The following is a 23,304-nucleotide window of genomic DNA, read 5'->3' as shown; positions in this document are numbered from 1 at the left end:
CAACCCGTGCCACACAGCACCGCAACACTCCGACGCGCATGCGCGATCGGCGCGACGATCGCCGTCATCGGCCTGAGCACCGGCTTCGGGGCGCTGTCTGCCTCGGCGGCAGAACTGCCGGAAGCAGCACCGGCGAGCGCGTCGGCAAGTTCGACCGCGCCCCCCACCGAGGACACCGCGCCCGGAACCGGCACGGACCCCGACACCGGCACCGGCACCGGCACCGGCACCGGCACCGATGAGGAGACCGCAGCAGCGTCGCCCGACGCGACGACTCCTGTCGTCCCGGTTCCGGCCGCCGAGAACACGGAGGTGCCCGCGGACGAGACCACCGCGCCCAGCAGCGCTCCGGCCGCCCCGGCGACGTCTGCTCCCGCCGTCGCCGACCCCACCGCGACCATCGCCGGGGATGCGACCGTGGGCAGCACCCTCACCGCGACGGGGACGGGCTTCACCGGCACGCTCTCCTACGTGTGGACGGGTGACGGCACCACGCTCCCCGTCACGACCGAGTCCTACCTCGTCCTCCCTTCGGACGCCGGCAAGGTCATCGCCGTCACGATCACGGGCGACGACGACCAGACAGCAACGGCGTCGACCGCTGCGGTGACACAGGCCGCCTCGTTCCCCGAGGCGACCACCGAGGACGAGCCGGTCATGCTGTCCACGACGGCCGGGGAACGGTTCACCCACACGTTCGCCGCGGACGGGTTCCCGAAGCCGACGTACTCGGTGGAGTACTTCTCGCTCGACGACCCGTACGCCGACGAAGCCGATCAAGACGAATCCGGTTACCTCCCCTACGGTCTGTCGCTCGACCACTCCACCGGGGTGCTGTCCGGCACCTCTGACTACTCGGGCACGTACGCCTTCCGCATCGTCGCGACCAGCGGCACGACGACCGCATCGCAGTACGTGAACCTCACGACGGACGCCTCGACACCGCTCGGCGTGCGGGTGACGGCCGAGGACAAGGACACGTTCCTCACCGCTCATTCCACGAGCTGGGTCATCGAACGCGACGGCACCGTCTGGACCTTCCAGAACGAGACCACGCCCGAGCCCGACGGCGGTTACAGCACCTTGGGCGTGGGCTTCGAAGGTGGGCAGCCGACCATCGACCAGGGCGGCACGCTCCTGGTCGGCGGGAGCCTCGTCGACCGTTTCGGCAACGAGGTCGACGGCGCCGACGGCTACCCGGCACCGTTCACGGTGACGTCCGACCACACCTCAGACGTCATCGTCCCGAACACCGACCCATGGGCAGGTGCCGAAGTGACGTTCCCGCACGCGTCGACCCACGCCCTGACCGTGGCGTCGAGCAGCTTTGCGACGGCGTTCACGGTGGACGTCCGTCCGACCGCTTCGACGGTGGCGACCCCTGTCGCTCCGACGAGCGCGGTCTCCGCCGCCGTCCCGACCGGCCAGCTGGCCTACACCGGGAGCGACGCGATGCACCTGCTGCCGTGGGCTGCGGGACTCGCGCTGACCGGCGTCGGCGTGATCGCGCTGCAGGCCCGTCGTCGGAAGCGATCCTGACCCACCACCGATGAACGACCGAGGGGCCCAGCGCGTGCTGGGCCCCTCGGTCGTTCGCTGCGAGCCCGCCTGAACCCTTCGGAGAAGGCCCACAGGTCGCGCCCTTCGCCCTTGTCCGGCTCGGACGTCGTCCATAGGCTCCCGCTGTCAGACGATCGTCTGACTCCAGAACGGGACGAGGACGGGCATGAACGACGACACGCAGGTCAGCATGAACCGGGTGCACTGGGACGGTGGCGTGCCGCGCAGTGCGGTGGACGCGCTGCTGCACGACGGCGGGCTGGCGGTGGTCCCGACGAAGGTCGGCTACATCCTGATGACCTCGGACCGCGCGGGTCTGGAGCGGAAGTTCGACGCGAAGGAACGCAACCGCAACAAGCCGGGCGTCGTGCTCGTGAGCTCGCTCGAGATGCTCCGGAGCATCGCGCAGCTCACCCCCGAGATCGACGCCCTGTACCAGCGGTGCTGGGACGAGGACATCCTGCTCGGGTGCATCCTGCCCTGGAGTGACGAGGGCCGAGCGGCACTGCCGGCGGACGGCTCCGACGAACTCATCATGGACACCCGTGGCACGTCCTGCTTCGTCATCAAGTTCGGCGTCCCCGGTGAGCTCGCCGCCCGCGAACTCTGGACTGAGCACGGCAAGTTCGCCTTCGCGAGCTCGGCAAACCCGTCGGGCACCGGCAACCGTGGCGTGGTCGACGGCATCGGCGAGCGCATCGCCGAGCGCGCCGACGTGATCGTCGAGGCGGACGACTACGTCGCGTCCATCCAGCCGGAGCAGAGTGCCGAGACCCGCTACGAGCAGGGCGTCATGGTGTCGATGGTCGACAGCACGGGGACCCTGATCCCGCTGCAGGACGGACGCCGATCGGTCGTCCCCGCACCGACGCTGATCCGCAAGGGGCTCGACGTCGACCGGATCATGGGGCTGCTCGCGGACACGTTCACGAGCTGGGACTACCGGCAGGGTGAGTACTACTGAGCCCGCACGAGAGGACTTCCGTGGGCCGGCAGCGCCTGTCGCGTGAGGACGCCTCGAGCCGCATCACCGCGTTCGTGTACGGCAACATCGTGATCCTCGGCACGATCGCACCCATGCTCCCGGACACCGCCGAGAGCGGTCGGGGGCTCTGGTACGTCCTCGCCACCGCGTTCTCGACCTTCCTCGCACACACCTTCGCCGAATCGGTCGGACGACGTGCGCGGAGCGACCACCGCCTCACCGGGGAGACCGTCCGCGCCGAGCTGCGAGATTCGCTGCCCATCCTCACCTCCGGTTTCCTGCCGGCTGCCGTCCTCGCCTACGCCTGGCTGACCGGCACGTCCGGGCTCGCGGCCGAGATCATCGCGATCGCGTACCTCGTGGTCCGGCTCGCCCTCCTCGGGCCCGTCGTGGCCAGGCTCCGCGGCGAGAACCCGTCCCCGCGGACGTTCGTGGCCGGTCTCGTCCTCGCGTTCGTCGGTCTCGGCATCGCGCTGGTCAAAGCGGGTCCCGGCTTCTGAGGCGAGCGTGCGCGGGAGCGCGGGAGCGCGGGAACCTCGACGCCTCGCGCCGTCACGTGGGCTGACCGTCGGCGACGGCCGCGACCGCTTCGATCTCGACCAGCTGGTCGTCGTAGCCGAGCACCGTGACCCCGAGCAGGGTGCTCGGCACGTCGTGCGCGCCGAAGGCATTGCGCACCACGTGCCATGCGGTGACGAGGTCGGCCTGCCGCGAGGACGCCACGAGCACCCGGGTGCTCACGACGTCCTCGATGGACGCACCTGCGGCACGCAGCGCCTCCTGCATCGTCTCGATGCACCGGGCAGCCTGGCCCGCGTAGTCCCCCACCGCCGCCGTGGACCCATCCGGTTCGAGCGGGCAGGCCCCGGCGAGGAACACGAGCCGGGTCCCGGCCGGCACGGTGGACGCGTAGGCGTACTGCGCCGCGTCGCTCAGGACGTCGGACCGGATGAGACGGACTGCGCTGGCCATGCCCGTCATCCTGCCAGGGAGGCCCGGAGCGTTCGGCGTCAAGCTCCGGCGCCGCCGTCCACGGGGACGATCGCCCCGGTGACCATCGACGCGCGATCGCTGAGCAGCCACGCGGCGACCTCGGCGACCTCCTCGGGCTCGGCCATCCGACCGAGCGGCACCGTGGCGTTGATCTGGTCGATGATGCCCGGTGTCGCGGTCTCCCAGGCGTCGATCATCTCGGTCGCGGTGCCGCCGGGGGTGATGCCGTTCACCCGGATGTGCGCCGGCGCCCAGGTGACGGCCGCGGTCTCGGTGATGCTGTTCAGCGCACGCTTCATCGCGCCGTAGGCGGGCAACGCCGGGTTGGCCCGGCGGCTGCCGATGCTCGAGGTGTTGACGATGGCGCCGCCTGCGCTGCGACGCATCAGTTCGGCTTCGGCGTTCATCGCCACCCAGTGTCCGCGGAAGTTCACCGCGAACTGGGTGTCGATGTCCTCGTCGCTGGTGGTGTCGAGCGGCCCGGGCTGCTGGATGGTCGCGCCGTTGTTGAAGGCCCCGTCGAGCCGACCGTGTAGCTCGTCGACGCGGGCTACCGCTGCACGGATGCTGGCGGGGTCGGCGAGGTCGAGTGCGACGGCATCGGCCGTGCCTCCAGCCGCTCGGACGTCGGCGACGACGGTGTCGAGTGCGTCGGTGCTGCGGGCGGCCAGGACGACCCGGGCGCCCTCCCGAGCGAAGAGTCGGGCGGCCGCCGCACCGATGCCGCGGCTCGCGCCGGTGATGAGGACGACCTTGTCGGACAGGAGGCCGATGGGACTGGTGGTGGTGTCGTTGTTCACGGGATCAGCGTCACGCCGGACGACCGACCGGATACAGGTACGAGCGGTACCAGGATCCGGGCGCCGAACCGGTGGAGACTCGTGCCATGGACAAGCCGGAACTCGCCGCGTTCCTCCGCTCTCGACGCGAGCGCCTGCGCCCCGAGGACGTCGGGTTGCCGTCGGGTCCACGACGCCGGACGCCCGGGCTCCGTCGTGAGGAAGTAGCGGTCCTCGCCCACATCTCCACCGAGTACTACGTCCGGCTCGAGCAGGGTCGCGCACCCCGACCCTCCGCCGAGGTCCTCGCGGGCATCGCCGGGGCGCTCCTGCTCACCTCGGCGGAGTCCGACCACCTGCACGCACTGGCCGGCACGGCCGCACTGCAGCTGGGCCGGGTGCGCCGCGACGTCCGGCCGAGCATCCTCGCGCTCGTGGACCGGCTGCCGCAGACCGCGGCGATCGTCCTGTCCGCCACCTTCGACGTGCTCGCGTGGAACCCCCTCGCCGCAGCGCTCATGGAGGACTTCTCGGTGCTCGACCCGGCCGAGCGGAACCTGGCCCGGCGGGCGTTCCCCGCACACCCCGGGCCGGAGACTCCCCCGCCGTACGGGATCTCCGACGGCGCCGAGTTCCGGCGCCACGTCGTCATGCAGCTCCGAGCGGCCCGGACCCGGTACCCGGACGACCCCGCCGTGGGCGACCTGATCGCGGAACTCGGTGCGGGCGACAGCGAGTTCGGGCGGCTCTGGGACCAGCACGACGTGCAGATGACGCCCGTGCTCACCAAGACCTTCCGGCACCCGTCGGTCGGATCGGTCACGGTCGACTGCGACAGCCTCGCGCTCACCGACCGCGACCAGCACCTGGTGCTCTACACGGCCCCGGTCGGTTCACCCGACGCCGACGCCCTGGCCCTGCTCGGTGTGCTCGGAGCCGAACCCGTCAGCAGGTAGCGCAGCGTCAGGCGCAGTACTCGTACGGCAACATCGCGACCGACCCCACCCAGATCGCCCCCACGGTGGTGCCGTCCGTCCCCAGCTGGAACGTCATGTAGCGCCCGTCGGCCTGCACGCTCCACATCGAGTACGGCCCCTGGTCCTCACCGTAGGTGCCGGTGTACTGCAGGTCCGAGTACGCGGAGCGCACCTCGGTCAGGGTCGCTCCGATGCCGATCCCGGCGTCGGTCTCGGGCGAGTTCGTCGTCACCCGGTCCGACCCCACCCCGCCGATGGTCACCCCGGCGACCTTGCCGTCGCGGGGGATGACGATGAGGCCGGGAGCGTCGGACCGCTCCCAGAAGGTCGTCTCCGGGCTGGCCGGACACGCATCCGTACTCCGGGTGTAGGCGGCTGCCAGGTCGTCGATCTCGCCCTGCACCGGACCACCGAGGGCGATCGGTCCGACCTCCTCGGTCGAGATGGTCCACGTCGCGGGGTCCGACAGGCTGAAGGCCGTGTCCGTCGCGGTCGGGGTCGCAATTGGGGTCGGAGTGTCGGGGTCAGCCGGCGCCTCCGGGGTCGCGGTGGCAGTCGCGGTCACGGTCCGGGTCGGCGTCGCGGCCGGTGTGCCGGAACAGGCGGTCAGCGCCATCGCTGCGATGAGCCCGAGGGCCACCCCGGCGGTCCGGGCGGTGCCGTTCACGCGGCCCCCGCCGCACTGCGCCGCTGCCGATCCGGTGGGAGCTGGGGGCCGGGTTGCTGCACGGTCCTCCAGCTGCCGATCCGCGGGTCGAGCCGGACGGCGTCACCGCACTCGTCGCAGTGCGCCGCTCCCGCCTCGCCGAGCAGGATCTTCGCGCCGTCGTGGACGAACGGGTTCGGGTTGCCGGGCATCGTCTGTTTCCCTCCGTCGGCGGATGTCGAAGGGTCCCCGCCCGCAGGCGGGGACCCGACCGGCGCGGGCTCCGGAGAGCCGCAGCGCCGGCCGATGACCCCCGCGCCGTTGCGATGGCCGATCCACCGTACGTCGAGCCTCCACGAGAAACGGAACCCCTCGTCCGCCATCGCAACCAGAGCGTTACACAGCTTCCGGCGCAGCGGTCAGTCGGCGTCCTCGACGTCGAACACGACGACCCGCGCACTCGCCGCACCGATGAACTCGGCCACCGGCCGGTGCTCCGGGTGCGGCAGGTACCCGGCGAGCGCGGCACGATCGCGGAACCGGACGACGAGCATCCAGTGGAACCCGCCCTCCAGCCCCTCGGTACTCACGCTCGTGCCGGACTGCACCGACTCGACCCCCTCGATCCGTGGCAGGTGCCCACGCGACAGGGCCGTGGCCTCGGACGACCGGTCCTCCCTGTCCCACTCGACCAGCACGGTGTGCGTCACTCCGGACACGTGGTCCCCTTCCTCGAACGCAAGAACGCGAAAACGCCAAAAGCCCAGAACGGCAGATCAGAACGCCGGCGTCCCGCCCGCGATCGTGATCGTGGACCCGGACTGGTAGCTCGACTCCGGGCTGACCAGGTGCACGTAGGCGGCACCGAGCTCGGCGGGCTGCCCGGGACGGCCGAACGGCGAGCTCTCACCGAAGTGCGACACCGTCTCGGCGTCGTCGGAACCCGGCTGCAGCGGCGTCCACACCGGCCCCGGCGCGACGGAGTTCACACGGATGCCCTTCGGGGCGAGCTGCTGCGCGACGGCCTCGGTGAAGAGCTTGATCGCGCCCTTCGACACGGCGTAGTCGATCTTGTCCGGCGAGGGCGTGGACGCCTGGATCGAACCGGTCGTCACGATGGTCGACCCGGGCTCGAGGTGCGGCACGGCGGCCTTGGTCAACCAGAACAGCGAGTAGATGTTGGTCTTGAAGGTGGAGTCGAACATCGAGGTGTCGAGCGTGAGGATGTCCTCGTTGCTCTCCATGCGCCCGGCGACCATGACCAGGGTGTCGAGGCCGCCGAACTCGTCGACGCCCTTCTGCACCAGGTCCGTGCAGTACTGCTCGTCGGAGATGTCCCCGGGGAACAGCACGGCCCGACGACCCTCGGACTCGAGCAGGTCGCGGACCTGTTCCGCGTCCTCCTGCTCGTTCGGCAGGTACGAGAGCACCAGGTCCGCGCCTTCGCGCGACAGGGCGATGGCGGCGGCACGGCCGATGCCGGAATCAGCACCGGTGACGATGCCGCGGTACCCCTTCAGCCGTCCGAGCCCGACGTAGCTCTCCTCGCCGTGGTCGGGCTTCGGGTCCATCTTCCACGCGGCGCCCGGCAGCGACTGCTCCTGCTTCGGGTACGGCGGTGCCGGGTAGAGGGTGTTCGGATCGCGCTTCTCGTACTGGCTCATGGCCCCACTGTCGTCGCAGCGCCCGCACGGGCGCTCAGCTGGTGGGTGACGGACGCCGAGCAGGCGACCCCGGTTCTGGAGACGGGTGGGGACGGACTGGAGGCGCGGTGCCAGCTGAAACCGCGCCTCCAGTCCGTCAGGTGGTTCAGACGCCGGCCGTGGTCCGGATCCAGGACGAGGCCTGCGACAGCAGGGCGTAGTTCGAGCCGGCCTTGGTGTTCGCGCCGGGGTCGGCGCTGTCGCCGGTGGAGCAGACGGCGACGACCTTGCCGTTGACGAGCAGCGGGCCGCCCGAGTCGCCGTGGTTCGATGCGCCGGTCACGCCGGTGAGGTGCTGGGCACGACCGCTGAAGGCGTCGGTGCTCGCGCCGGTGAGCGAGACCGTGGCCTGGTACAGGCCGTCGGACTGGGTCGCGTTCGCACGCAGGCCGTAGCCCTGGATGGTGCCGGTGCCGCTCGACTTGGCCGTCGCGGTGAGGTCGAGGGGTGCGTAGGTGGACAGCGAGTAGGCGGTCCGCAGGTGCACGAGCGCGATGTCACCCGCCGGCGAGGCGCTGACGCGGTCGACGGCGACGGCCGTACCGCGGTTGACGGTGGAGTTGGAGTGGTAGACGTTCATCGCACCGATGCCGTCGATGCAGTGCCGGGCGGTGAGGATCCACGAGGCGTTGAGCTGCTCGCCGGTGCAGTTGCTGACGTAGCCGGAGGGGATGGAGCCGCCGGAGGCTTCGAGCTGCACCGCCCACGAGGTGGTGGGGGCCTTCTCGCCGCCGACGACCTTCGTGCTGACGGGCAGCGCGGAGGCGGGCGAAGCGGCGAACACGCCGGCGGTGATGACGGCGACCGCGGCGAACGCGGCTGCGATGGACTTCTTCATGACGACTCCTCTGTCGGTGAAGCACCTGCCAGTTGCTCTGTGCAACTGATGCGTCATCCTGACCCCCTGTCCAGGGGTCGCACCAGTCCGCACTTCGACGGACGCGGCTGCTTGCCACTCGAACGCCGTGATCCGGTACGCGAACTGGCTGAGCCGTGCGCCATCGGTCTGGTCGTAGCGTCGAAGCATGACGACCAGTGACGCGATCAACCTGCCGGATCGGTTGAATCCGGCCCTGGACCCCGACCTCGAGGTGCTCGACGCCATGGACCGTGTCATCGCGGCGTGCGTGGAGGGGACCTCGGCGACGGAGGCGGGGGTCGTGCTCGCGGACCGGTCCGGTGCGTTGCAGGTCATCGCCTCGACGAGCGAGCGCAGCAGTGAGGCCGAGGAAGCGCAGCTCGGGACGAACGAGGGCTCGTGTCTCGACTGCTACCGGACCGGCGAGACGATCGACGTGCCCGACGTGTCGACGCACGAGTCGGAGTGGCCGACGTTCGCGGCGACGATGCGCGAACGCGGGCTGCAGGGCACGTTCGCCGAGCCGATCCGTCTGCGGGACCGGACCATCGGCTCCCTGTGCGTCTTCGCCGACCACACCCGCGGGCACAGCGACCAGGACGTCGTGCTGCTCCAGCTGCTCGCCGACGCGGCTTCGGCTGCCCTGATCCGACAGCGCGACCGCGGGGTGTCGACCACGATCGAGGAACAGGTCGAGGACGCGCTCGAGGCCCGGGAGCTCCTCGAACAGGCCAAGGGTGCACTCGCGTACCGCCGGGGCATCCGGATGGACGAGGCGTTCCAGATCCTGCGGCATGCTGCTGCCGGTGCGGGCCGCGGGATCCGGGCCATGGCGGAGGACGTCGTGCACCGGGGCGCCGACCTCGGCAGCACCGGCTGAGCGGTGCTGCCGAGGTCGCGCGACTACTTCGTCGTCGTGAAGGTGCCCCGGGCCCGCTGGTCCGATCCGTACCCGCGGGCACGCACCACGTGCGCGCCCGGTGCCAGCGCCGCCACGGCCTTCGTGATCTTCAGGCGGACCCTGCCGTCGGCGTTGGCCGTCGTGCGGGTGGCCCGACCGCCGTCGATGCTGACGGTGACCGACTCGCCGGCGCGGAACCCCGTCGCCGAGATCGCGACCTTGGCACCCTTCCGGCTGCTCGTCGGCGTCACGGCGATGGCCGTGCTGGTCGCCTGTGCCTCGGCACACGCGTCACCCGGGGTCCCGACCGCCGGAGCGGACGCGGTCGGCCGTCCGTTCACGCTGCGCACGCCGTCGTCCTCGCGGATGCGCATCGTGCCGACCGAGTCACCGATCACCGATCCGCCCTGGGTGTTGCTGAGGGTCATCGCGTAGTCCGACGTCCGCGAGAACGACGGGGTGCGGTCACCGTTCACCGAGACCGCGACCGTGCGGCAGACCTCACCGGGCTGGAACGTGACGGGCTGGACCGCCGGGCGGATGCGCCCGTCGTACGCCTGGTCGAGGTCGAAGTACACGGTGGTGGCCTGCTCGGCCGGTCGGGAGAGCACGACCGCTGCCCGGACCACCGTGCGCGTGCGGCCCTCGTCGACGAACCGGTCAGCGATGCGTGCGGCGGGACGCTTCGTGACCACCGGGGTGCCGAGGGTCGCAGCAGGCACGAGCGACAGGTCGCTCAGCAGGACCCCGCTGTTCTTCTGCGGGAAGTCGATGGTCACCTCGCGCACCGACGTCAGGTCGATGCCGGTGAACGTGTCGAGGGGGATGCGCGCCTGCTGCAGGATCGTCTTGCGCGGGGCCATCCGGGTACCGGGGAGCAGCTGTCCGGCACGGCTGGTGTCGGACAGGCGTCGGGTCGCCACGGCACCGGTCGCGTCGCGGAGGGTGATCGAGACGTTCGCGTTCGTCGTCGCGGTGTCGTCCGGGGTGAGGCGGAGCGACAGCGCCTGGAGCCCCGTGAAGTCACCGGCCGCCGGAGCCACCGGGACGTGCACCTGGCCGCCGGTCGCCACCTTGGTGGGCGAGACGTGCAGGGCGGGGGTGGCCGGCACCGAGGACGCCAGGTAGGCCGGTGTGTAGTCCGGGGCGTTGGACGAGATCGAGACGCACGCCGGCAGGACCTGCTTTGCGGGCAGGCTGTCGGAGCTCGCGCAGGTCTTCGCCGTCAGGGCCCCGGTCGTGGTGATCGCCGGGTTCGCGGTGTCGAACAGGGCGAGGTCACGGCGGCTCGCGCCGGGCTGGGAAGCGCTCACCCGTATGTCAGCCGCACCCAGGGCGGCGGGCTGGCGGTTGGTGCCGTCGAACATCGGCAGGAACTGCTGCTCACGGTCGAGCGTCAGGCGGAAGAAGCCACTGATCAGGCTCGTGCCGACGGCGTACTGCTGGTCGGACGACAGCCGCGTGGTGTGCTTCGCCTTCGCCCCGCAGACCGCGTCGGACTCGTCGTACCAGTCGTCCGACGACGCCTTCGCGTACTTGCCGGGCGTCCACGTCGTGTTGAAGAAGTTGTGGTTCGCACCCATCACCAGCACCGAGGAGCGCAGCACGTCGTCCCCGAAGGCGGTGCGGGAGTCGTCGTAGAAGTGCTGTCCCTGCAGGTCGGACACGTCGCCGTCGCAGTACGGCAGGACGACCGCCGTGTTGGTGTCCGGCAGGGTCATGCGCCCGAAGTCGGTCGGTGCCAGGGGCAGGACGGCACGGATGCCGAAGGGGTTCGTGCGCTGCGTGTTGAGCAGGGCCGCGCGGACCACACCGTCACCGCCGCGTGAGTGGCCCATGAGGCCGACGTCCTGCAGGTCGAGCTTGCCGGTGAGCAGCGGCGAGAGCTGGGGCTCCTGTCCGGCGTCCGCGCGCTGCAGCAGGCTGAGGTGGTCGAGGACGAGCTGCCCGCGGGCCACCGCTCCGCCGTCGTCCGAGTAGCTGCCGTCGAGGGCGTTGATCGCGTTCGCGGAGATCGACACGACGACGTTGCCGTGGCTCGCCAGCGCGGTCGCTGCTGCGTTGTAGCCGAGGTAGCTCGGGATGTCGGTCTGTCCCTTCCCACACGGCCACGCCTTCGGGTTGTACGTGCCGCCGTAGCAGGCCTCGTGGCGGCCGTGCAGGAACACCACGACCGGACGCTTGCCCGGGGCGTCCTTCGGCACGAAGACCGCGGCACGCATCTCGCCCTTGCGCCCGAAGCCCTTGATCGTCTCGGCTTCGTTGCCCAGGTCGTAGTCGGCCCGGGTGACCGCGTACTGGCCCGCGGCCGCCGGGTCGTCGGTCAGGGGCGCCGGGGCTTCGCTCGGCGCGACCGTCTGCGGCGCGGTGGCTGCCTGCCGGTTGCCCTGCAGGTCGGTCTCGCCCGTCCAGCCGAGCTCGACGCTGCGGGCATCGGCGACCGCGGGGTCGGTCGTGGTGACCGTCAGCTGCCGCTGGTCGAGGCTCGTCTGCGCGACGCCGATGTCGGTGCCGTCCACGAGCAGGACGGGGGCCGCCGCACGGAGCGGCAGGGGGTCGGCGAGGGTCAGGACGACGGTGTACCCGCCGTCGGTCAGCGTGACCGTCCAGTCGTCACCCTGCGCGACGGGCGTGCCCGGCGTCGTGATCGTGGTCGTCCCCGTCGCGGCGGTGGACCCGTCACCCGGTGCCGCCGTGGCCGGCAACGCCGCGATCGTGCCGGAGACGGCGAGCGCCCCGGCGATGAGTGTCGAACACGCGATCTGCAGCGCGATGGTGGAACGGCGTCTCGGCGAACGGTTCACGTCGGATCTCCCCTGGTGCGACGGGCATGCGCCACCGCACGCTCCGTCGCCAACAGTAGGGAGCGCGCTGCTCACCGCGGATCGTCCTGGAGGATGAGGTGACGGTTCGGTCCCTGAGGGTCCTCACGGGTGCGACGGCCGGGTGCCGGGCGAGTAGTACCCCCGGCCCGGCACCGTGTGCCGGATGCCGCCGGCCAGGTCCGGCACATCGCCGCCGTACCGCGGGATCACGTGCAGGTGGGCGTGGAACACCGTCTGCCCGGCTGCCGCGCCGTCGTTGAACCCGACGTTGTACCCGTCCGGTCGGTACCGGTCGTCGAGCACCAGCTTGAGTGCGCGGACGAGCCGCGTCATCGCGGCCACTTCGTCCGCGGTGGCCTCGAACCACGACACCACGTGGCGCTTCGGGACGACCAGGCTGTGCCCGGGCGAGACCGGGTTCACGTCCAGCAGCGCGACGACCAGGTCGTCCTCGACGAGCCGGGAGGCCCGTGGCACGGCGTCGAAGGCACAATCGGTCGACATGCCCCCATGCAATCGGGCACGTGGACCGACCGCAAGGCCGGTGACGGCACGCAGACGGCCCCGCGACCAGGGTCGCGGGGCCGTCGATGGTACGGGTGGATCAGATGCGGCCGACGGTGCGGCGACGACGACGCAGCAGGACCATGAGCGTTGCACCCGCGGCGAGCAGTGCCGCGGCGATGCTCAGCGGGACGGTCGGGTCCGAGCCGGTGAACGCGAGCTCACCGGTGGGCTGGTCGGTTCCGCCGCCACCGCCGCCGCCGGCGCCTGCGGGGCCGCTCGGGGTGGCGGTGGGCACCACTGCGGGTGCCGTCGGGGTGGGTGTCGCGGTGGGCACCGGTGCCGGGGCGCGGACCGTGATGGTGACCGTCTGGGTGTCGTCCGGGCTGGTGCCGTTCGACGCGGTGATCGTCACGGTCGAGGTGCCCGGGGTGGTCGGGGTGCCGGAGATGACGCCGGTGGTGCTGTCGATCGTCAGGCCGTCGGGCAGGCCCGTGGCGGTGAAGGTCGGGTTCGGGGTGCCGGTCGCGGTGACGGTGGACGAGTAGGGCACGTCAACGGTGCCGTCGGACGGGGTGCCCGAGGTGATGGTCGGCGACTCGGACGGCGTGCCCGGTGCGGGGCAGCCGTTGGAGGCCGTGATCGTGTTGGTGTCGAGGGTGACGGCGCCGGTGCGTGCCAGCAGTCGGCCCTGCACGGTCGCGCCGGTGGTGGCGGTCACGGACTGCTGCGCCAGGACGGTGCCCTGGAACTGGGCGCCGGTGCCGACGGTGGCGGAGCTGCCGACCTGCCAGAACACGTTGCACGAGCTGGCGCCGCCGGTGATCACGATCTGGCTGGCGGACCCGATGGTCAGGGTCGACGCGGCCTGGAACACCCAGACGGAGTTCGCGCTGCCGGCCAGGGTCAGCGCACCGTTGTTGGCCAGGGCGAGGGCGCCGCCGGAGTACACGCCGGGTGAGAGCGAGAGGCCGTTCAGCTCGGTCAGACCGGTCTGGGTCGGGGAGAGCGACGCGGCGACGTTGTACGCGGTGGTGGTGTCGCGCTGGGCCTGTGCGGCCGCGGCGTCGGTCTGGTGCGTGGTGCCGTTGACGACGCCGTTCGGTGCGCCGCCGAAGCCGGTGATGGACGTGCCCGGCGACAACCCGAGGTCGCCGTTGATCACGGAGGGGCCGGTGTTCGTGACCGCGCTCGCGCCGAGGACGCCGTAGGTCGATGCGGTTCCGAGGTTGACCCGACCGTCGATGACCGTGGCGGCGGATGCTCCGCCACCGGTTCCGAGGGTGACCAGCGCGGCGACGGCAGCCGCCGAGATGACGAGGAGGGAACTGCGTCTGAGATGGCGAGCCTGCACGGTCCGACCGCTTCCTGCAAGGAGAGGCGGGGTGACGTCGGCGACGAGCGCGCATTCTCGGTGGCTCGAAGTATGCGCTTCTCCACAGCGATTACCTAGGAATGTCTGAACATTCGCTCAAAGCCTGGCAGTTGGCCTGGCTGCCTAGGCGATCCCGGCCCGTGAGCGCATGCTCACCACAGGTTGACCGGCCGCTCTCACCAGCGGACGGGTAGGGAGTTCGGGTCTCCCGTCAGCCGGTGCGGCGCCGGTCCCGGGTAGGACCGGTCGCCCACCCCCGGACCACACGGCGAAGGGCCCCGCGATCGGGATCGCGGGGCCCTTGCTGGTACCGGGTGCTACTTGATGACGACCGTGATGGTCGGGCTGGTGCTCGTGGTGAGCTCCGACGTTCCCGCGAAGACGGCGTGCAGGTTGTGCGCGCCCTTCTTCAGCGCGAGCTTCGAGGTGACCACGCCGTTCTCCACCGTGACGGTGGCGAGGCGCTTCGAGCCCTGGTAGATCCGGGCGGTGCCGTCGACGCTGAAGCCGGTGGCCTTCACCTGGACGGTCGCCTTGCCACCGCTGTACTTGATGGCGGTGCGGGACGGGGCCTTCTCGACGGTGACCGTCATGGCCTTCGCCGTCTTCGAGTTCGTTCCCGAGTACACCGGGTCCGCGTTGACGAACGAGGCCGTGACCGCGTGCTTGCCGATGGCGAGCGTCTTCGGCAGCGTCATGCTGGCCGCGCCGTCCTTGACCGGGGCGGTGCCGAGGACCTTGCTGCCGTCCTTGAACGTCACGGTGCCCTGCTGGGTACCGATGCCACCGGCGATGGTCGCGGTGACCGTGGCCGGCTTGGCGGTGCCGTAGGTCTGCTCGGCGGCCGACGCGGTGAGCGTGGTGGTCGTCGTCGGCAGCGTGGCGTGCAGGTTGAACTTGTCGACCGTCGAACCGATCGCAGCCGGGTCGGCCGTGGCCGTCGGCTGGAGGGTCACACCGCAGCTGTCCACCTTGCCGTGCTGCACCGCCGAGTTGAGCGTGGTGCAGTCGCTGGCGCGGATGTTCTCGACGGCGAGCTTGTCGTCGGTGACCGAGACCTTCACGAAGGTGCGGACGTGCTCCTGGTTCTCGACCGAGTTGGCCCAGTGACGCTCACCCTTGGGGTCGAGCGGGTCCGCTCCGTAGCCGCTCTGCGTGGCGTCCGGGGTGGTGAGGTCGTAGTACTTCGAGCCGGAGGCCGAGTTCGCCGTCATGTAGATGACGCCGCCGGGGCCGGAGAAGACGTCGGGAGCAGCGGGCTGCTCGTTGACGTTGGCCTTCTTGCCGTTCTTGATCGCGTAGCTGCGCGAGTAGGAGTGGTCGTGGCCCTGCAGGACCAGGTCGACACCCATGTCCGAGAACGAACGCGTGAAGTCGAACCGGCGCTGCTGGTTGTCCTTGTCGTTCGCGTGGTCGGCCGGCGAGTAGATCGAGTGGTGGTAGACCAGCGTCGTCCACTTCGCGTCGTCGCCGGAGCGGTTGATGACGTCGCGCACGTAGTTCACGTGGGCAGCGTCCGAACCGGCCGCGTAGGCGTTCGAGTTGATGTCGATGAACAGGACGCCCTTGTACATGTACCAGTAGTCGCCACCCGAGTTCGCGGTCGTGTTGCCACCCGGGTAGAAGTCCGGCACCTTGAGGGAGTTCGGCACCTGGTTGTGCTGCTCGTAGGCCTTGCCGCCCACGTCGTGGTTGCCGATGGTCGAGGCCCACGGGTAGCGCTTCAGCACGTCGCTGCTGTCCGCGAACGCGCCCCACTCGTACTCGTTGTTGGCGTGCTCGATCTGGTCGCCGCCGGAGACCAGGAGCTCGGCGTCCGGCTCGGTCGACGTGGCGTACTTGAGCGTGTCCGCCCAGCCGGCGCCGTCGTCGTCGGTGAAGCCCGACGAACCGATCTGCGGGTCACCGAAGAACAGGAAGTCGAAGTCGCCGGAGAAGCTCTTCGTGGTGAAGGTGTACGACGCGGACCAGGCCGAGCCGTCCGCAGCACCGACGTGGTACGTGTACGAGGTGTTCGGCTCGAGATCCGAGATCGTCGCGTGCGCGTTGATGTAGCCCGACTCGGCGGCGATGCCGGGGATGCTCTTGGTGTTCGAGTCGGTCGTGCTCGTGTCGGCGGCGGTGTTCGCGGCCTCCGAGGCGTCGATCGTCTTCTTGGCGTCGGTGAAGACACCGTCCGTCATGGACGCGGTCTTCTGGATCTCGAGCGACTGCGCGACGTTCGTGGGGAAGTACCACGACGCGATGCGCTGGCTCTCGGTCGCGCCGACGCCGAGCAGGATGTGGATCGGGCCACCGGTCGAGATGTTGGTGGTGGGGGTGTTCGTCGCAGCGGTGGCGGCGTTCGTGCCGACCATCGAGGCACCGGCGATGAGCGCGGCCCCGAGGACGGCTCCGCAGACGCGGAGGGTGGTGGTTCTGCGCCGGGTAGTGGCGCCGGACAGGAGACTCATGTGGGTCCGTTTCTCAGACGTGGGATGGTGCAGCACGGAAGACTCTGCATGCACTGCAAAACGTCTTGGTAAACGCTGAGTGACGGTTCGTCGCTGTTCAGGAACGAACGCGACTCGTCAGCAGGTCCGTGGCGATCGTCAGCCCGCCGCGAGCCGCTCGACGAACCAGATCATCCCCATCACGAACACGCCGGCGGTCACCGCGCCCGTCACCCACAGCGACACCCGGTGCGCCTTCCGCCGCAGCAGCGAGAGCGGCGGGAAGACGATGACGATGATCGCGAGCTGCACGGCCTCGATCCCGACGTTGAAGATGAGGAGCGAGACGAGCAGCTGCCACGAGAACGCCTCGTGGATCCCGAGGGCCCCGGCGAACCCGAGCCCGTGGATGAGCCCGAAGGCGAAGACGACGGCCAGGCGGGTCCACCCGGCGCGGTCGAGCGAGAAGTGTCCGTGCTCGCCGACCACCAGTTCGTCGGCCCGCGATCGACGACGCCAGAGCCGCCACAGGTACCAGCCGGCGACCGCGGCGATCGACAGGGCGATGAGCGGCTCGACGACGATCGCGGGCGGGCTGACCACACCGAGGGCGGCGAGGATGAACGTGATCGAGTGGGCGATCGTGAACGCGGACGCCGTGTAGACGACCTCGCGCAGACGACGCGAACCGGCGATGAGCGCCACGAGGAACAGGATGTGGTCGATCCCGGTGAGCAGGTGCTCGGCGCCGAGCCGGAAGAACTCCCAGAAGCGCTCACCCGCCGACTGCTCGGTCGAGAACGTGCGCTGCGAGGCGTCGAGGGTGGCCGAACCCGTCCGGTCGTCGACGTCGTAGGTGACGATCGTCTTGGTGTCGCGCACGAAGGTCTCGTCGTCGGGGAAGAGCTCCGACGACACCACGTGCCCGGACTGCGTCTCGGACGGTTCCGGGCAGGTGAAGTCCGCGGTCACGTGGGCGTACGGCACCTCGTCCTGCAGGTCGACGGTGACGGTGTCGTCGAGCGTGCCCGTGCAGGCCTGCCCGCCGGCTCCGGTGACCCGGAACCGGTCGAAGACGTACTTCCCGATCGCGTCGGTGTGCGCTTCGGCAGCCGAGACCATGCCGGGGAAGTCACCGTCGTCCCACGCCCGCTGCCCCTGCTCGTGCAGCGCGTCGTCGTGCTCGCTCGTGGCCACCGAGACGAGCATCAGGTCGTACTCGAGCCCGAGCTTCGCCTGCACGACGGTCGGCTTCGTGGACGTGACGTCGGCGTAGACCACCGAGCTGAAGCCGTGCGCCGACGCCGGCGCCGCGCCCGCCAGCACGCCGATCACGACCACCCCGAGCAGCACGAGCGCGGCGACGACCCGTGCGACGAGCGCGAACAGGGGGAGGGAGCGGGCAGGGCGGGCGCGCAGGAGCGCGGCGGTGGTTCCGGAGGGCACGCGCAGACGATCCGGCCCGCAGACGACCGGCAGGTGAACAACCGGTGACCAGCAACGGGACGGCGGTTGGACAGGTCCCCGGACCGGCCCGGAGCGGCCGTCGGGCGTGCTTGCATGGTGCCGTGATCCGCCCCGCCACCCGGCCGACCTCCCTGTTGACCGCCGTCGCCCTCGCCGTGGCCGGCACCGCTCTGCTGGCCGGCTGCTCCGGGGCGTCGAACGGCCCCACCGGCGGCACCGGCACCGGCCCGACGGCGAGCGCGTCGGCGCACGCCTCGGCCGGGGTCCTGGGCACCGGGTTCTCCGACCCCGACCAGCCGCCGGCCCCCGAGGCCACCATCCACCCCGAGCCCGGTTCGTGGTCCGGGGTGCACGCCCCCGCCGGCTACGACGTCGTGCTGCTCTCCGACGCGGGTGACGCCGCCGACGCTCCGACCCGGACCCTGCTCGACGCCGTCGAGTCGTGGGCCGCGGACGAGGACGTCACCGTCACCCCGGTCTCGGCGAAGGGTCCGGACGACCGGATCGCCGCGGTCCTGCGCGCCGTCGACGCCGAGCCCGACCTGGTCATCACCGTCGGCAACCACATGGTCGACCCGCTCGCGGCCGTCTCGCCGACCGCGCTCCACCAGCAGTTCCTGGTCGTCGGTGCCGAGATCGCGGAGCCGACGTCGAACGTCACGGCGGCGGACTGGACGGGCGGCGGGTTCCGCGGCGAGGGCCTCGGGCCGTCGAGTCACTACGACCCGGAGACCTTCACCGAGGACCGCGCGGCCCGCGGCCTGCGCGCCGGACTCGCCGCCGTGCTCCACGACCTGCGCGGCATCGTCGTCTGGGTGCCCTGACCGGGCGCTCCCCCGCTACGCGGTCTCCGGCTCCAGCACGCGCGCCCGCACCTGCGCCGCTGCGCCGAGTGCCACGGCGTCGGACCCGAGCGTCGACTGCGCGAGCCGGATCGTCGCCCCGCTGACCGGCGGTTCCGCGGCGATCGCCGCCGAGATGGCCGGTTCGAGCAGGTCCCAGGACCGAGCGATCCCGCCGCCGATCAGGACGGTGGTGACGTCGAGGATCCCCGCGGTCAGCAGCGCGGCCCGCGCCAGGCCCCACCCCGCCGTGGCGAAGACGGCCGCCGCGTCGGCGTCCCCGCCGCGTGCGGCGACGGCGACGTCCCGTGCCGAGAGCATCCGCCCGGAGCGTTCGGCGTAGCGGTCGGCGATGCCGCGTGCGCCCGCGATGGTCTCCAGGTGCCCGGTCTGCCCGCAGGTGCACCGGGCGTCGCCGAAGCCGGGGACGTGGCCGATCTCACCCGCGGCACCGCGCGGGCCGGCGAAGAGCCGTCCGTCGAGCACGAGCGCGCCGCCGACACCGGTGCCGAGGGTCATCCCGAGCACGTCGGACTCCCCCACGACCGCGCCGGTGGCGATCTCGCCGAGCAGGAACGCGTTCACGTCGTTGTCCAGGGTCGCGGGGACGCCGAGGGCGTCCGTCACCGCGCGGGTCACGCCGTACCCGGCCCATCCCGTGAACGAGTTGCCGGTGACCAGGACGGTCCCCGTGGTCCGGTCGACGACGCCGGCCGCGCCCACCCCGACACCCGCCAAGGAGGCCCGGTGCGTCTCGAGCAGACCCGTCACGGCCCCGAGTGCGGCCGTCACGATCGCTGCCCCGCCCGCGTGGGCGGGCGTCGGCAGGTCGAGGCGGTCGATGACCTCGAGGTCGGGCGTGGTCAGGACGACCTTCGTGTTCGTGCCGCCGACGTCGACGCCGGCCAGGACCCGGGTCACGCGGTCACCGCCGCGAGTGAGGCGAGGCGCTCCGTCCGACGCTGCCGTTGCAGCACGGGGTCGGGCACCGGCACCGCGGCGAGCAGGCGACGGGTGTAGTCGGTGGTGGGGTGCAGCAGCGTCGTGCCGGTGGTGCCCTGCTCCTCGACGACGCCCTGGCGCATCACGACGACGCGCTCGGCGAAGTGCTGCACGACGGCCAGGTCGTGCGAGACGAACAGGCACGCGAAGCCGAGGTCGTCCTGCAGCTCGCCGAGGACCTCGAGCACGGTCTCCTGCACGCTGACGTCGAGCGCCGAGGTCGGTTCGTCGGCGACGAGCAACCGCGGTTCGAGCACCAGCGCCCGGGCGAGCGAGACCCGCTGGCGCTGCCCTCCGGACAGCTCGCGGGGGGCACGGGACGCCAGGGTCCGCGGCAGCCGGACGGCGTCGAGCACCTCGTCGATGCGACGACGACGATCGGCCGAGGACATCCCGCGACGGTGCACGGCGAGGGGCTCCGCGATGCACTCGGCCACCGACATCCGGGCGTCGAGGGACGCCACCGGGTCCTGCAGCACGACGCCGATGCCGGAGCGGAGTGCACGTCGGTCACGGCCCTTCGCGGTCCGCAGGTCCTGCCCGAACAGCGACACCGTGCCGGAGGTCGGCTTGATGAGCCCGAGCGCCACCCGGGCCGCGGTCGACTTGCCGGAGCCGGACTCGCCGACCAGGCCGACGGTCTCACCGGCGTGCACCGCGATGTCGATGCCCGCGAGCGCGTGGACGGCGCGCGCCCCGCGCCCGAACGTCACCGAGACGTCCCGCAGGTCGACCACCGGGGCCGCACCGGGCCTCCCGGCCGGCTCGGTCTCCGCGTCGGTGACGGGAGCCGGCGGACGATCGCCCGCCACGTCGAGCCGCGGCACCGCGGCGAGCAACCGCTTGGTGTACTCGTGCTCGGGGCGGAGGAGGACGTCCTCGACCCCGCCGGTCTCGACGATCTCGCCCTGGAGCATGACCGCGACCCGGTCGGCGAAGTCCGCGACGACCCCCATGTTGTGCGTGACGAGCAGCACGCCGGTACCGGTCTCGACGGCGAGCGCACGGAGGAGCTCGAGGATCTCGGCCTGCACGGTCACGTCGAGGGCCGTGGTCGGCTCGTCCGCGATGAGCAGCTTCGGCGCGTTCGCGATCGCCATCGCGATGACCACGCGCTGACGCTGCCCACCCGACAGCTGGAACGGGAACGACCGGGTGCGCGACTCGGGGTCGGGGATGCCGACCCGGCGCAGCAGGTCGACGGCCTCGGCCGCGGCGGCGGACGCGGAGACGTCACGGTGGTTCCGGATCACCTCCGCGATCTGGGCACCGACGCGGGTGAGCGGGTCGAGGGCGGTCGCGGGCTCCTGGAAGACCATCGAGACGGTCGAGCCGCGCAGGGCCCGGAGCGCGGGTTCGGGGGCGCCGACGACCTCGTGGCCGGCGACGACGGCGCTGCCCGAGGCCGTCGCGTTGCCGGAGAGCAGGCCCATCGCGGCGAGGGCGACGGTGGACTTGCCGGAGCCGGACTCGCCGACCAGGGCGAGGGTCTCGCCGGGGGCGACCGACAGGGACACCCCCCGCACGGCGTCGACGGTGCCGGACTCGGTGCTGAAGGAGACGCCGAGGTCGGTCGTCCGCAGGATCGGTTCGGTCGTCATCAGCGGCCCCGTACGTCGAAGGCGTCCCGCAGTCCGTCGCCCACCGCGTTGAACGCGCAGACGACCAGGATCACGGCCAGACCCGGCGGCACGATGAGCCACCAGCGTCCGGAGTAGGCGGCGGTGAGTCCCGCCGAGAGCATGCCGCCCCAGTCCGTCGCGGGCGGCTGCACGCCGAGCCCGAGGTACGAGACGTAGGCGACCAGCAGGATCGCGTCGGCGACCTGGAACGTCGCCGCGACGACGATCGTCGACACCGAGTTCGGCAGCAGGTGCTTGCCGATGGCGCGGGCGTGCGAGCCGCCGATCGCGCGCAGGGTCAGGACGTAGTCGCGGTTCTTGAGCGTCAGGGTCTCGGCGCGGATCAGACGGGACGGCACGAGCCACGACACCAGGCCGAGGATGACGATGAGGCCACCGACGCCCGGGTTCGTGATCGCCGAGATGACGAGCAGGATGAACAGGGCCGGGATCGCGATGCCGGCGTCGACGACGCGCATCATCAGGGCGTCGACCCAGCCGCCGACGTACCCGGCGACGGAACCCCACAGGGTGCCGACGACGGTGGCCAGGACCCCGGCGGCGATGCCCACCATCAGGGAGACCTTGCCGCCGTACATCAGGCGGCCGAGGACGTCGTGGCCGACGGCGTCGGTGCCGAGCCAGTGCGCGGCGCTCGGGCCCTGGTTGGCCTGCTCGAGGAGCGTGTGGGTCTGGTCGGTCGGGTACACGAACGGGCCGACGAAGCAGAACAGCACGATGACGACGATCAGGGCGAGGCCGATCACGGCGAGGGTGTTGCCCCGGAACCGGCGGGCGGCGAGCCGGAACCCGGTGGCCGCGACGGTGACGGGGGCGCCCGGGGCTTCGGGGGCCATCTGGACGGCGGTCATGCGCGGCTCGCCTTCACTCTGGGATCGATGAGGGACTGTGCGACGTCGGCGAGCAGGGTGCCGATGACGGTCGCGATGGAGATGACGAGCACGCAGCCGAGCAGCGTCGGGTAGTCGGAGGACTGTGCGGCGTTCCAGAACAGCAGCCCCATGCCGGGGTAGTTGAACAGCTGCTCGGTCACCAGGGCACCACCGAAGAGCACCGGCAGGTAGTACCCGAGCATCGCGACGACCGGGGTCAGCGAGTTCCGGAACACGTGCCGCCGCAGGATCGTCGCGGTCGAGGCGCCGCCGGCACGGGCGGTGCGGACGTAGTCCTCCTGCAGGTTCTCGAGCGTCGAGGCGCGCATGTACCGACTGAACACCGCGATCATCGCGAGGGCTCCGGTCACCACGGGCAGCACGAGTCCGGCGGGGTCCTGGAACACCTCGGCGAGGGTGGTGCCGCTCGGGGCCTGTGACGGCAGCCACGGCAGCTGCTGACTGAAGACGATGATCAGGACGAGACCCAGGAAGAACGCGGGCGTCGAGTAGAAGACGAAGGCCAGGGCGGTGGCGGCGTAGTCGACCGCACCGTTGCGGCGGGCCGCCTGGAGCATCCCGACCGGGATCGCGACGACGAGTCCGAGCACCGCGGAGATGCCGGTGAGCACGAGGGTCTTCGGCAGGCGCTCGGCGATGAGCTGCGAGACCGGCTCGTTGAGCGTGTACGAGGTGCCGAGGTCGCCGGTCAGCAGACGACCGAGGAACCGCAGGTACTGCACGGGCAGCGGCTGGTCGAGCCCCTGCGCCTGGTTGAACTGGGCGATCTGCGTGGGGGTCGCGGAGACGCCGAGCACGCCGCGGGCGGGGCCGCCGGGCAGCGCGTGCAGCAGGCAGAACACCACGACGGTGACGATGAGGATCACCGCGAGCGCCTGCAGGACGCGCCTGGTGAGGTAGAGAGCTGTGGTCATGCGG

Annotated in this window: 22 protein-coding genes; 6 read left to right on the top strand and 16 right to left on the bottom strand. The window is 71.2% G+C overall.

What is annotated here, in order from left to right; translation table 11 throughout:
- Positions 1–6: 6 nt before the first annotated feature.
- The 3 genes from BIU91_RS06980 to BIU91_RS06970 all read left to right on the top strand — a co-directional run bounded on the left by BIU91_RS06980 (position 7) and on the right by BIU91_RS06970 (position 3,045).
- Positions 7–1,539 carry a putative Ig domain-containing protein gene (locus tag BIU91_RS06980; protein WP_071404800.1) on the top strand — a complete coding sequence of 511 codons (1,533 nt, stop codon included), beginning with the start codon at positions 7–9 and terminating at the stop codon, positions 1,537–1,539.
- A gap of 187 nt (positions 1,540–1,726) precedes the next feature.
- Positions 1,727–2,524, top strand: a complete 798-nt coding sequence (locus BIU91_RS06975) for a Sua5/YciO/YrdC/YwlC family protein (RefSeq protein WP_071404799.1) — start codon at positions 1,727–1,729, stop codon at positions 2,522–2,524.
- A gap of 20 nt (positions 2,525–2,544) precedes the next feature.
- Positions 2,545–3,045: a hypothetical protein gene (locus BIU91_RS06970; protein ID WP_253183704.1), complete on the top strand. Its 501-nt coding sequence runs from the start codon at positions 2,545–2,547 to the stop codon at positions 3,043–3,045.
- Positions 3,046–3,097: 52 nt separating this feature from the next.
- Here the strand turns inward: BIU91_RS06970 and BIU91_RS06965 are convergent, their stop codons facing one another.
- Positions 3,098–3,517 (bottom strand): Rid family hydrolase, encoded by a 420-nt coding sequence (locus tag BIU91_RS06965; protein ID WP_071404797.1) that lies wholly within the window; start codon positions 3,515–3,517, stop codon positions 3,098–3,100.
- Between the two features lie 38 nt (positions 3,518–3,555).
- Positions 3,556–4,338, bottom strand: a complete 783-nt coding sequence (locus BIU91_RS06960) for an SDR family oxidoreductase (protein ID WP_071404796.1) — start codon at positions 4,336–4,338, stop codon at positions 3,556–3,558.
- Positions 4,339–4,424: 86 nt separating this feature from the next.
- On the opposite strand from BIU91_RS06960, the gene BIU91_RS06955 reads away from it, so the two are divergent.
- A complete protein-coding gene (locus BIU91_RS06955; RefSeq protein ID WP_071404795.1) occupies positions 4,425–5,273 on the top strand; it encodes a helix-turn-helix transcriptional regulator in 849 nt (282 codons plus the stop codon).
- Positions 5,274–5,280: 7 nt separating this feature from the next.
- Here BIU91_RS06955 and BIU91_RS06950 read toward each other — a convergent pair whose 3' ends face one another.
- The 5 genes from BIU91_RS06950 to BIU91_RS06930 form a co-directional block, all read right to left on the bottom strand.
- Positions 5,281–5,961, bottom strand: a complete 681-nt coding sequence (locus tag BIU91_RS06950; protein WP_071404794.1) for a hypothetical protein — start codon at positions 5,959–5,961, stop codon at positions 5,281–5,283.
- A complete protein-coding gene (locus tag BIU91_RS06945) occupies positions 5,958–6,152 on the bottom strand; it encodes a hypothetical protein (protein WP_071404793.1) in 195 nt (64 codons plus the stop codon). Before BIU91_RS06945 ends, BIU91_RS06950 begins: the two co-directional genes overlap by 4 nt.
- Before the next feature lie 207 nt (positions 6,153–6,359).
- Positions 6,360–6,659, bottom strand: coding sequence for a Dabb family protein (locus BIU91_RS06940; protein ID WP_171907793.1), 300 nt, complete (start codon positions 6,657–6,659; stop codon positions 6,360–6,362).
- A gap of 57 nt (positions 6,660–6,716) precedes the next feature.
- Positions 6,717–7,604 (bottom strand): SDR family oxidoreductase, encoded by an 888-nt coding sequence (locus BIU91_RS06935; RefSeq protein ID WP_071404791.1) that lies wholly within the window; start codon positions 7,602–7,604, stop codon positions 6,717–6,719.
- Between the two features lie 145 nt (positions 7,605–7,749).
- Positions 7,750–8,481, bottom strand: a complete 732-nt coding sequence (locus tag BIU91_RS06930) for a trypsin-like serine protease (protein WP_084740785.1) — start codon at positions 8,479–8,481, stop codon at positions 7,750–7,752.
- 187 nt (positions 8,482–8,668) lie between these two features.
- Between BIU91_RS06930 and BIU91_RS06925 the strand changes: the two genes are divergently transcribed.
- The gene (locus tag BIU91_RS06925; protein ID WP_071404790.1) at positions 8,669–9,382 is read left to right on the top strand and encodes a GAF and ANTAR domain-containing protein; all 714 of its coding nucleotides are present in this window, start codon (positions 8,669–8,671) and stop codon (positions 9,380–9,382) included.
- A 23-nt stretch (positions 9,383–9,405) separates the two neighbouring features.
- Here BIU91_RS06925 and BIU91_RS06920 read toward each other — a convergent pair whose 3' ends face one another.
- The 5 genes from BIU91_RS06920 to BIU91_RS06900 form a co-directional block, all read right to left on the bottom strand.
- Positions 9,406–12,207 carry a hypothetical protein gene (locus tag BIU91_RS06920; RefSeq protein WP_071404789.1) on the bottom strand — a complete coding sequence of 934 codons (2,802 nt, stop codon included), beginning with the start codon at positions 12,205–12,207 and terminating at the stop codon, positions 9,406–9,408.
- 123 nt (positions 12,208–12,330) lie between these two features.
- Complete coding sequence (locus BIU91_RS06915; RefSeq protein ID WP_071404788.1) at positions 12,331–12,732, bottom strand: HIT family protein; 402 nt, start codon at positions 12,730–12,732, stop codon at positions 12,331–12,333.
- Between the two features lie 100 nt (positions 12,733–12,832).
- Positions 12,833–14,086, bottom strand: coding sequence for an ice-binding family protein (locus tag BIU91_RS06910; protein ID WP_071404787.1), 1,254 nt, complete (start codon positions 14,084–14,086; stop codon positions 12,833–12,835).
- A 338-nt stretch (positions 14,087–14,424) separates the two neighbouring features.
- Entirely contained in the window at positions 14,425–16,560 is a 2,136-nt protein-coding gene (locus BIU91_RS06905; protein ID WP_071404786.1) for an Ig-like domain repeat protein, read from the bottom strand.
- 138 nt (positions 16,561–16,698) lie between these two features.
- Complete coding sequence (locus tag BIU91_RS06900; protein ID WP_139196672.1) at positions 16,699–17,985, bottom strand: HupE/UreJ family protein; 1,287 nt, start codon at positions 17,983–17,985, stop codon at positions 16,699–16,701.
- A 122-nt stretch (positions 17,986–18,107) separates the two neighbouring features.
- Here BIU91_RS06900 and BIU91_RS06895 point away from each other — a divergent pair, with 122 nt between their 5' ends.
- Positions 18,108–18,830 carry a hypothetical protein gene (locus BIU91_RS06895; RefSeq protein WP_071404785.1) on the top strand — a complete coding sequence of 241 codons (723 nt, stop codon included), beginning with the start codon at positions 18,108–18,110 and terminating at the stop codon, positions 18,828–18,830.
- Positions 18,831–18,845: 15 nt separating this feature from the next.
- Here BIU91_RS06895 and BIU91_RS06890 read toward each other — a convergent pair whose 3' ends face one another.
- The 4 genes from BIU91_RS06890 to BIU91_RS06875 are packed head-to-tail and all read right to left on the bottom strand — an operon-like array spanning position 18,846 to position 23,300.
- A complete protein-coding gene (locus BIU91_RS06890) occupies positions 18,846–19,769 on the bottom strand; it encodes an ROK family protein (RefSeq protein ID WP_071404784.1) in 924 nt (307 codons plus the stop codon).
- Entirely contained in the window at positions 19,766–21,451 is a 1,686-nt protein-coding gene (locus tag BIU91_RS06885) for an ABC transporter ATP-binding protein (protein WP_071404783.1), read from the bottom strand. The genes BIU91_RS06890 and BIU91_RS06885 overlap by 4 nt, the downstream gene beginning before the upstream one ends.
- Positions 21,451–22,344 (bottom strand): ABC transporter permease, encoded by an 894-nt coding sequence (locus BIU91_RS06880; protein WP_027467217.1) that lies wholly within the window; start codon positions 22,342–22,344, stop codon positions 21,451–21,453. Before BIU91_RS06880 ends, BIU91_RS06885 begins: the two co-directional genes overlap by 1 nt.
- Complete coding sequence (locus BIU91_RS06875; RefSeq protein WP_027467218.1) at positions 22,341–23,300, bottom strand: ABC transporter permease; 960 nt, start codon at positions 23,298–23,300, stop codon at positions 22,341–22,343. The genes BIU91_RS06880 and BIU91_RS06875 overlap by 4 nt, the downstream gene beginning before the upstream one ends.
- Positions 23,301–23,304 lie beyond the last annotated feature (4 nt).

The organism is Curtobacterium sp. MMLR14_002 (assembly GCF_001864975.1).
GTDB lineage: Bacteria > Actinomycetota > Actinomycetes > Actinomycetales > Microbacteriaceae > Curtobacterium > Curtobacterium flaccumfaciens.
Note: the sequence above shows the minus strand (reverse complement) of the source record. Positions and strands in the feature narration are given on the sequence as shown.